8 protein-coding genes are annotated in these 9775 nt (G+C 39.8%); 4 read left to right on the forward strand and 4 right to left on the reverse strand.

The window, feature by feature from the left end:
- Positions 1 to 197: 197 nt before the first annotated feature.
- The gene (locus FFR48_RS21225; RefSeq protein WP_137668750.1) at positions 198 to 1181 is read right to left on the reverse strand and encodes an RNA polymerase sigma factor, RpoD/SigA family; all 984 of its coding nucleotides are present in this window, start codon (positions 1179 to 1181) and stop codon (positions 198 to 200) included.
- Positions 1182 to 1994: 813 nt separating this feature from the next.
- Here FFR48_RS21225 and FFR48_RS21230 point away from each other — a divergent pair.
- Positions 1995 to 2189, forward strand: coding sequence for a hypothetical protein (locus tag FFR48_RS21230; RefSeq protein WP_162501928.1), 195 nt, complete (start codon positions 1995 to 1997; stop codon positions 2187 to 2189).
- On the opposite strand, the gene FFR48_RS21235 is transcribed toward FFR48_RS21230, so the two are convergent.
- Together FFR48_RS21235 and FFR48_RS21240 are read right to left on the reverse strand one after the other, a co-directional pair.
- Positions 2178 to 3908, reverse strand: a complete 1731-nt coding sequence (locus FFR48_RS21235) for a helicase HerA domain-containing protein (RefSeq protein WP_137668756.1) — start codon at positions 3906 to 3908, stop codon at positions 2178 to 2180. The two genes, FFR48_RS21230 and FFR48_RS21235, sit on opposite strands and share 12 nt — an antisense overlap.
- A 192-nt stretch (positions 3909 to 4100) precedes the next feature.
- A complete protein-coding gene (locus FFR48_RS21240) occupies positions 4101 to 4895 on the reverse strand; it encodes a glutathione S-transferase (protein WP_137668752.1) in 795 nt (264 codons plus the stop codon).
- A 933-nt stretch (positions 4896 to 5828) separates the two neighbouring features.
- Here FFR48_RS21240 and FFR48_RS21245 point away from each other — a divergent pair.
- A complete protein-coding gene (locus tag FFR48_RS21245) occupies positions 5829 to 6530 on the forward strand; it encodes a fasciclin domain-containing protein (RefSeq protein WP_137668753.1) in 702 nt (233 codons plus the stop codon).
- 540 nt (positions 6531 to 7070) lie between these two features.
- Here the strand turns inward: FFR48_RS21245 and FFR48_RS21250 are convergent.
- Entirely contained in the window at positions 7071 to 7622 is a 552-nt protein-coding gene (locus FFR48_RS21250) for a YciE/YciF ferroxidase family protein (RefSeq protein ID WP_096566173.1), read from the reverse strand.
- A 202-nt stretch (positions 7623 to 7824) separates the two neighbouring features.
- Here FFR48_RS21250 and FFR48_RS21255 point away from each other — a divergent pair, with 202 nt between their 5' ends.
- Together FFR48_RS21255 and FFR48_RS21260 are read left to right on the forward strand one after the other, a co-directional pair.
- Positions 7825 to 8505, forward strand: coding sequence for a HEAT repeat domain-containing protein (locus FFR48_RS21255; RefSeq protein ID WP_137668754.1), 681 nt, complete (start codon positions 7825 to 7827; stop codon positions 8503 to 8505).
- A gap of 251 nt (positions 8506 to 8756) precedes the next feature.
- On the forward strand, positions 8757 to 9341 hold the full coding sequence (locus tag FFR48_RS21260) for a phycobiliprotein lyase (RefSeq protein WP_137668755.1): 585 nt from the start codon (positions 8757 to 8759) through the stop codon (positions 9339 to 9341).
- Positions 9342 to 9775 lie beyond the last annotated feature (434 nt).

Here is a 9775-nt window from a genome sequence, read left to right on the forward strand (position 1 = left end):
CCCAAAAAATGCACACTTTTTCCGGTATACCCTTCAAAACCCTTGCACTAATTTCTGTGTTTATCAGCCTCTAACCTTTGATATATCAAGGTTTTAGGTTTATTCAGCAAACCCTAACTAAAAAAATTGCCCCCTGAAATCAGGAGGCAACCCGCCAAAAGTCATATTTTCTCACAAGCAGGTGCTTGTCTACGCTTTTAGCTGGCAACGTATTCTTTAACATTGGCGCGACGACGGCGTAAATGTGCAAGTGCTTGATGTTCTAGTTGACGGACTCGCTCACGGCTAAGTTTCAACCGTTCACCAACTTTCGCCAAGGACATTTCATTACCATCTTCTAAACCAAACCGTAAAGCTAAAACTTCCCGTTGTTGGGGTGTGAGTTCTGCCAACAGGTTATTTAAGTCTTGGCGCAAAAATTCCTGATTGGTGTAATATTCTGGAGATGGACCTTCATCTTCCAACATTTCTTGCAGTTCGGTGTCTTGGTTATCACCAACCCGCACATCTAAAGAAACTGGTTGACGTGCCATATTCAGATACTCACGAATCTGAGCAGGTTCTAATTCCAGTTCTTTGGCGATTTCTGTTGGTGTTGGGGACCTGCCCAACTTTTGTGCCAACTCCCGTTGCACCTTTTTAATTTTGTTCAGCTTTTCGGTAATATGGATAGGTAAGCGGATAGTGCGACCTTGTTGAGCGATCGCTCGTGTAATCGCTTGCCGAATCCACCAGTAAGCATAAGTCGAGAATTTATAACCCCGCATGGGATCAAATTTCTCTACCCCCCGTTCTAAACCTAATGTTCCTTCCTGGATTAAATCCAGAAATTCCATATTTCGCTTCTGGTATTTTTTGGCAATAGCCACAACCAAGCGCAAATTCGCTTCAATCATTTTTTGCTTGGCTCGCTTACCCAACGCCACCGTATGTTTAACTTCATTTTCTGATTGGTTAACATGGGCAGCCCATTCTGCTAAACTAGGTTCATGGTCTAGTTTTTTCGCTAAAGCTTCTTTAGCTTCCAGAAGCGTCATCATTTGCTGCACCTGCTTCCCATAAACAATCTCTTGCTCACGGGTTAGCAGTGGCACACGTCCAATTTCCCGCAGATAGGTTCGCACCATATCAGCCGTAAATTTGGCATTCAGGTTTTCATTTTCGTTGTTAACAGTAGGCATTGGTGCGTTGTCCTCTACTCCCTATACAAAATCAATCTTTTCTCAACTAGGGTGAATTAATAAGGGTGGCATACACATCCATAGACATCATCAAAGCTACTATAAGCAATCTATTTATTGATATAGCCGTTGTCACGACGGTGCTACCCTGGCATGGGTTCCCCCAACCCTCCTTTAATTTTGGAATATCTTAGAAGCACACTGGTTGGTTTTCAAGAATTCTTCCTTTCTTTTGCGGATGACAGCATTTGTCAAACACGAAGTCAGTATGAGTTTTACTTTTCTTATGGTACGGTAAATTTGGCAGATAGTAAAGAGCAGCAGCTAAATCTTCCTATTATATAGTAGAATGGACTGGCTGCTAAATTTTATTTTCAACTTCCTTAAAACCCTAACTATAGCAGGAGTCAGGAGTCGTCAGGACTAAGCATTCAGGCGATAAATTATCAATTTTCTGAACAGGCTATTTTCCTCTAAGGGCGAAGCATTCGGGCGATAAATTATCAATTTTCTGAACAGGCTATTTTCCTCTAAGGGCGAAGCATTCAGGCGATAAATTATCAATTTTCTGAACAGGCTATTTTCCTCTAAGGGCGAAGCATTCAGGCGATAAATTATCAATTTTCTGAACAGGCTATTTTCCTCTAAGGGCGAAGCATTCGGGCGATAAATTATCAATTTTCTGAACAGGCTATTTTCCGAATGCTTCGCCCCTACAGGAGTACCACATATCTATAGTGACGTTAAAAACCCCTCTTCTGTTGCTTACAAGTGGCCGGATAACCGAACTTATCAAGCTACCCCAATGGAGGGATGTCACGAATTTATAAGAGTTCAGGAGTTCAGGAGGCAGAAGACAGAAGGCAGAAGGCAAGAAGTAATATCTTATTTTCCCCAGTCACCAATCACCAATCACCAATCCCCAGTCACCAATCACCAATCACCAATCACCAATCACCAATCACCAATCACCAATCACCAATCACCCTGGAATTACTAAAAACCTAAGTCAGCTTTAGCGAGTTCTGCGGCCGCAAAAACTTCTGCATCTGACTTTTCTTCCCACACTTGATCACCAATTTCCCCATAAAACACCGTATCATAGGGACGTGTACGCACTACTACTGGCATGGGTACGGCATGACCTAAAATTAAAGCTTGTTGTTTAGAATCTAACTTAGCTAAGACTGAACGCAAAGCTCCCCCACCCGATACACCTGTAAAAATAGCATCAATATCTTTCTCGTCGTTAAGTAAAGCAGTGATGCGAGTACCAATTTGGGACATAACTTCATTATCTATCCCAGACGGACGCTGATCAACTACCAAAAGTGTTACAAAATATTTCCTCAGTTCCCTAGCTATAGTCCCAAAGATGGTACTTTGAACCACTGCGGGATCAAGAAAACGATGGGCTTCTTCAATTGTAATCATTAATGGTGTTGGCCGATCCAAGGGATTTTTGCTTTGCAGAAATTTATCTGCTCTTTTGACATAATGCTCATGTATACGTCTGGTGATCATATTCGTCACTAACATATAAGAGAGCATATTTGACTGAGACCCAAATTCTATCACTACATTTTTGCCAGCTTCCAAAGATTGTACTATTTTTTTAATATAGTTCTGGGGACAAACTGCCCGCATATATTTTAAACTATCTAAACGTAATAATTTACGCTGCAAAGAAGTGATTGAGCCTGGATGTCCTGGCTTGTCTTCACAAAACATTTTAATATCCTCACTGGTCATGTTGAACAATTGAGGAATCCAAGATTTACCTAACTCATTACATAAGATATTAGCATTGTCTAAAGCTGCTTCGGTAATACCTAACTCTCTAGCACATAACTTAATATCTTCTACTTCTATTTGTTCATAACTTAAATATAGTTCTTGTGCATCCCTGACACCTCTACGCTTAGTTGATTCTGGATCAAGAGTATAAACTTCGACTTTACCAGGAAATAACTGTTTTAAACCTTTAACCGTGTTAACTTCTTTACCTTCTGCCACTGCTTCCCAACCATATTCTGAGTGCATATCAAAAATTAAGTTAACAGCGGCATTTTTACGAATCACACCGGCTAAAAGTAAGCGTGTCAGAAACGATTTACCAGTCCCAGATTTACCAAAAACGCCATTACTTCGTTCCACAAAACGGTTTAAATCAATACAAATCGGTACATCCATATCTAAGGGTTTACCGATAGAGAAGTTGTTTCTGTGGGGGTCATCTTCCCAACCAAACACCCGCCGAAAATCCTCTTCATTAGCTTCGTAAACTTGGCTAAAATGACTAGGTATAGTTTTTACAGGTAGCAATTCCATTGTAGTGCTGGTTTGAGGTTGGAAAGAAGCTAAACCTGTAGCAGATGGTACAAAGGTATTGAAAGATTTACCGTTAACAGAGAAAAAAGATTCATTGGTTTCCGGGGTAAACATCAACATGGGTGCGAGGTTGATCATCCCATAAGTACCGCTTCCCGCTAAAATCTCCCGTAAAAAAGTATCTTCCCAACCAGGGGGGTTAGCGATAATTCGCGCATTTGCTGTTCCTAAAGATACATCTGTTAGCATACAGAAAAAACGCGATCGCACCCCTTGAACTACAAGAAATTTACCTACCCGCATATCTTCTACAGAGATATCCGGGTGTAATCTTACTTCTAAACCTCCAGTGAGAGAACCTTCAATAACTGAACCTAATGGTTGTCCTGAATTCATTTTGGATAGGTAATTGGGAATTGGTAATTGGGAATTGGTAATTGGGGATTGGGAATTGGGGAATTGGGAATTGGGGAATTGGTAATTGGGGATTGGTAATTGGTAATTGGTAATTCGGTTATTCATCTTCCCAGTCACCTATCACCTATCACCTATCACCTATCACCTATCACCTATCACCTATCACCTAAATTAATCAATTTCTATCGAAGTAGGTTGGTTTCCGGTAGCGGGGGGTTTACCTGTTAACGGTTTTCTGAATTGTTCATAGAGGCGATCGCGCCAGGTGAAAAATGGTTCATAATCAGGATTATCGGCTAAAATTGGTAATCCTTTACCTCTGAGAGATTCTGGTAAATCCAAATAAGGACCTTGTGGAAACTTCAATAATATTGATAATCCTGCAACTGCTAAATCAGCTATAGTGGGTTCATCTCCCAACAGATAAGGACTATCTGCTAATAGTTCTGTGAGGATTTCTAAATCTTGTTTTAAACTAGCGATCGCAGAATTTATGATATCAGGAGTAAAACCCACCCCAAAACCCAAGACATTGAGAAAATCACCTGGTACACCTTCAACCACAGATTTCAAAATATCTGGTGTGGAGACTGGTAATAAAGATTTGCGGAAATTTTGATCTTGACTGATCGCAGCAAACAAAGCTTTTCTACCCTTAATTCCCATTGTCTCATCTGCCCAATCTTCTAATAATAACGCCTGAGCGCGTTTTTTCTTATCCTTTGGTATCAGTGGACGATCTGGGTATTCCGAGTCTAAATACTTAGCAATTTCCGTTGAATCTACAATATATCTATGTCCATCCTTTAATACTGGTACTTGTTTCTGACCAGTCAAACGAAACAATTCTACTTGTCCAATTCCGGGAGTGACTTCAATTTTACGATACTCTAAGCCTTTATAATCAAGGCATAGACGCACTTTTTCTGAATATTGAGATAGTTCCCACTGATATAATTCCAGCATATTCTATTCCGTGCTAACTAACTTATTTATCTATTTTACAATTCTATCTTGAGTTTAAGTAATTTTTCTAGTAACTATTCAGTGGTGATTGATGTAATTTTTGGGATTACTTGAAAATTGAGAATTTATAATTATCTGCTAATGGGTATTTTAACTCTCCATGAAACAGCTTTGACTACAGAGGCGGTTAACACTAATCATTTTTCATCAAGAATCATCAAACCATAAAAATCATAAAATTTAAGTATTGGGTTTGAATAACAAAAATATAGTCATATATAGATATATAGTCAGATATTAACAACTGATTGACACAACTACAAAATAATGTTATTAACGTAAGTTGCTAGTTATGCAAGAAAGGCTCTCAAATGGAAGTGAAAAGGAGAAATAGAAAGGAAAAAACCAGGGAATACTATCATAATTGATTCTTTATCCTGACTCCTGTACGGGCAAAGTAGGGGCGAAGTACGGGCGAAGCATTCTGAAAATAGCCTTTTCATAAAATTGATCATTGGTCGGCCGAATGCTTCGCCCCTACGACTCCTATTCTTAACTAGCAACTTGGGTTATTATATATTGAGATTTGTTATAATATTTTAAATCACTCCAAAACAATTAATATGAGTAAAATTAGATGTGTTTAAAAAGTATAGTTGTCTATAACTGACTGGTAGAGGCGACGATAATTCAAACAGATCAACGTACAAGAAACCGTGATCCCCAAAATGCTAATAGTAGGCATTAGCTGATATAGGAATCTTATTTCTATTTAATTATTGAACAACAATCCGTACACCCAATGCCCAATTCCCAATTCCCAATTCCCAATGCCCAATTCCCAATTCCCAATTGCCAATTGCCTATTCCCTTGGTTTAATGAAATGTTATAAGTTTTTATGTAGCTTGTCAAAAGTAAAGACAAAAAAATTTATGAAGGCTAATTACAGCAAATTATTGACCAATATCGCTGGAATACTGGGAGTAACAGGAGTTAATCTCCTGATTACTTTACCATCTAGAGCAGAAGTAGTGCCAAATCATGATGGCAACATCAAAATTACAACAATTACAACAATTACAACACAGATAGCCCAGTCTAGCGGCGATGGAGTGCTGAATCCTAGACCAAGTATTTTCAACGAACCTCCTTACAACCGTGGTACTGCACCTAGCGAAACTCCAAGAGTCACACCACCAACCCAGACCACAGAAACCAAAAACGTTGTAGAAGTTGCTGAATCAGCAGGTAATTTTAAAACCCTCATCAAAGCTTTAGAAGCGGCTGGACTTAAAGAAACTTTGCAAGGTGCTGGACCATTTACAATTTTAGCGCCCACAGATGAAGCCTTTGCCAAACGACCACAGGACGCGGTGCAGGATTTGTTAAAGCCAGAGAACAAAGAGATTTTGGTGAAAATCTTAACTTATCATGTCATACCAGGTAGAGTTCTTTCTAGTGATTTAAAATCTGGAGAAGTCACCAGCTTACAAGGAGATCCCATTAAGGTTCTAGTCAATCCTTCTAAGGGAGTATCTGTGAATGATGCTCAAGTAACAAAAGCAGATATTCCAGCAAGTAACGGTGTAATTCATCAAATTGATAATTTGATTTTGCCACCAAGTCTAAAGTAGGGGCGAAGTAGGGGCGAAGCATTCGGAAAATCACCTGTTGATAAAATTGATAATTTATCGCCCGAATGCTTCGCCCTTACAGGAAAATCACCTGTTGATAAAATTGATAATTTATCGCCCGAATGCTGATGCTTCCAGCACGCTTCGCGAACGCCCTTAAAGAAGTCAGAAGTCAAGAGTTATTTATTTTGAATTTTGGCTGCAAGGATTTTGGATTGTTTTTCTCAACTCCAATCTAAAATCTAAAATCTAAAATCTAAAATCTAAAATCTAAAATCTAAAATTTTTCTCCCCAATTCCCAATTAATAAAAAATGTAGAGACGCTACCTGGAACGTCCCTACAAATTAATTAGCTTATTTCAACGCTAACCGCTTGCAAAAACTGACAATTAATAATGTGCAATTGAAAATTACCTATCCTTGAAAGAAAAAAGATTGACTTGTCCAATGGAAAACTTTGATCTTTTTCCGCTGAAGAAAGGGAGACTTGAAGAATGGATCAATTATCAATTATCAATTATCAATTGTCAATTGGTAAATTAGCGAGATTTAGCCGTAGTTTTTCCGTCACCAGACTGAGCTTGTTGAAGTAACTGTGGTAGTAACTGCTCTAGTTTTTGCGCTGTTTGTTCTTCTTGCTGCAAATTCTGTTGTAGCAACTGTACCACTTGGTTTTGTCCCATCTGTTCAGCACCTTTGATCAAGCACCGATAACAAGCAATTTCCAAATGTTCTACTACTAACTGTCCACCTGCTATTCCCTGTTCGAGAATTTTTGGACTGTCAGCAGCCAAAAGCATGAATTTTTGACCGTCACTGATCACACCAGCAGCAGCATCACAAGTAACTCGTTGTGGTTGTTGTCCCAGAGTGGTGAAAACCTGCTCTAAATTTCTAATTTGTTGCTCAGTTTCGCGGATGTGTGTCTCAATTAAAGACTTCAATTGATTGTTTTGACAACATTGCCACATCATCTGTTGAGCTTCTAAAAAGCGATGTTCAGCATCATACATCGCACCAATTTCGTAAATGAACTTATCTTGTGAGCTAGAGATTTTTTTTACGCCAGGACGTTCGCTGAGTTGAACCATTGTTTTTCTCCTGAAGGTTAAACGCTGTTTCCAACAGTCGTTCCTTATAACCCTACGTTTAGCCTTCAGTATTCTCTTCATACCTAAGATACAGTTTATATGTTACATATAACGGCTATTTTTGTAGACAAACATAAGACTTGGGGTAGATTTGGTTGATTAAGTTAAAGTAAAGATAGGTAAAGATAGTGATTTCATATAAATGACTGCTCCCAACTTAGAGATAATTTCTACTCAGTTAGAAAGTCCAAATTTGCGCGATCGCATGGTAGCCCTTGCCAACCTCCGCGATATTCCCTCAGAAGATGCTGTACCTTTGATTAAAAAAGTATTGGATGATGAATCTCTGCAACTGCGCTCAATGGCTGTATTTGCTTTAGGTATCAAACAAACCCCAGAATGTTATCCTATTCTGGTGCGAATTTTGGAAACTGACCCAGATTATGGTATCCGTGCTGACGCTGCCGGTGCTTTGGGTTATTTGGGTGATAACAGAGCATTGGAAGCACTATCACGGGCATTTTATGAAGATACAGATTGGTTAGTTAGATTTAGTGCCGCTGTAGCGTTAGGTAATATCAAAGACTCCCGCGCCCATGATATTTTAATTCAAGCACTGAATAGCCAAGAAGTAGTTATCCAACAAGCTGCTATTTCAGCCTTGGGAGAAATACGGGATATAGAATCTGTAGATCACATCCTGCGCTTTGCCCAAGCCGAAGATTGGTTAGTACGGCAGCGTCTAGCAGAAGCTTTGGGTAATCTCCCTACTCCCAAGAGTGTTTCAGCCTTGAAATACTTAGAAAAAGATAGTCATCCTCATGTTGCCCAAGCTGCGACGATTTCTCTCAAGAGACTCCAAGAAATAGAAAATCAAGTTTAGGCAACGCTTCCTGTTAACGTTTAATAATAAAAGTGGTAAGCATTCAGCTATCAGTCGTCAGCAGTCAGCTTTTGAGGCTTACGCCCAAAATACCTATTTGATAACCAACAAATTTCTTAAACATTCTGACTCCTGAACGGCAGTTGCTCCACTTGGGTAAACCCCAAGACTGCACTGCCTCCTCCTGACTCCTGACTCCTGACTCCTGACTCCTTACTTACTTTGTATTTTGCGCCAGGATAATTTGATTCATGAATATTGAAGAGTTTTTTGAATTAAGTGCTGGGAAATGGTTCTCTCACCGTACAAGTCACCATTTAGCCTTTAAGCAATCGGAAGATGGTAAATCAGACATCGTGATTGAAATGCTGTCCGCAGATCATCCAGAGGTGATCAAACTGTGTGAACAGTATGAAGTTCATCCCAGTACAGCTTCCTGTGGTGCAAGAGTTACCTGGAAGGGAACAATGGAATGGGATGAAGAAAAACACGAAGGTTCTACGGTTTTAGTTACCGTACCTGATGCAGATAAACCCGGAGAAGGTAAGTTACTGCGAGAAATGGGTTATGCAGAAAAAGCACCCGTAGCAGGAACTTACAAAATGGGTGAAGATGGTGCTTTAACTTTAATTACTGAGTATGAAACCATGTGGTCTGAGGAAAGACTGTGGTTTGCTAGTCCTAATCTGCGGATGCGGGTAAGTGTCCTCAAGCGGTTTGGTGGTTTTAGTATGGCTTCTTTCACTTCTGAGATTCGCATGGGGGCGACGGAAGCATCTAAAAAAGCGATGGAAGCAGCTAATACAGTTAATACAGTTAACGCCAGCGCCGGTTAACACATTAGACTTCTCCGAAAATTACATAAGCGTAACCTGAAACCCATTCGTAGGGACAATTCATGAATTGTCCCTACATCTTTTTCGGAGAGGTCTAATATTCTGAACTCTTGTTTAACAGGCAAGATGCCTGTTCCACTTAGGGGTTGCTGAGAAAGTCTTTCCGTGAGGGCATAGGAGTCAGGAGTCAGGAGTCAGGAGTCAGGAGTCAGGAGTCAGGAGTCAGGAGTCAGGAGTCGTAGGGGCGAAGCATTCGGACGACAAATTATCAATTTTATGAAAAGGCTATTTTCCGAATGCTTCGCCCAGTCAGGAGTCAGGAGTCAGGAGGAGATTGGAAAATTTCTTTGCCATCTCTTGAAATCCCAAAAAATGCACACTTTTTCCGGTATACCCTTCAAAACCCTTGCACTAATTTCTGTGTTTATCAGCCT

Source organism: Sphaerospermopsis reniformis (genome assembly GCF_005402885.1).
GTDB classification, from domain to species: domain Bacteria; phylum Cyanobacteriota; class Cyanobacteriia; order Cyanobacteriales; family Nostocaceae; genus Sphaerospermopsis; species Sphaerospermopsis kisseleviana.

Coding starts and splice junctions, on each gene's coding strand:
- FFR48_RS21225 (WP_137668750.1), bottom strand. CDS start 1,181: ATGCCTACTGTTAACAACGAAAATGAAAACCTGAATGCCAAATTTACG.
- FFR48_RS21240 (WP_137668752.1), bottom strand. CDS start 4,895: ATGCTGGAATTATATCAGTGGGAACTATCTCAATATTCAGAAAAAGTG.
- FFR48_RS21230 (WP_162501928.1), top strand. CDS start 1,995: ATGTCACGAATTTATAAGAGTTCAGGAGTTCAGGAGGCAGAAGACAGA.
- FFR48_RS21255 (WP_137668754.1), top strand. CDS start 7,825: ATGACTGCTCCCAACTTAGAGATAATTTCTACTCAGTTAGAAAGTCCA.
- FFR48_RS21245 (WP_137668753.1), top strand. CDS start 5,829: ATGAAGGCTAATTACAGCAAATTATTGACCAATATCGCTGGAATACTG.
- FFR48_RS21235 (WP_137668756.1), bottom strand. CDS start 3,908: ATGAATTCAGGACAACCATTAGGTTCAGTTATTGAAGGTTCTCTCACT.
- FFR48_RS21260 (WP_137668755.1), top strand. CDS start 8,757: ATGAATATTGAAGAGTTTTTTGAATTAAGTGCTGGGAAATGGTTCTCT.
- FFR48_RS21250 (WP_096566173.1), bottom strand. CDS start 7,622: ATGGTTCAACTCAGCGAACGTCCTGGCGTAAAAAAAATCTCTAGCTCA.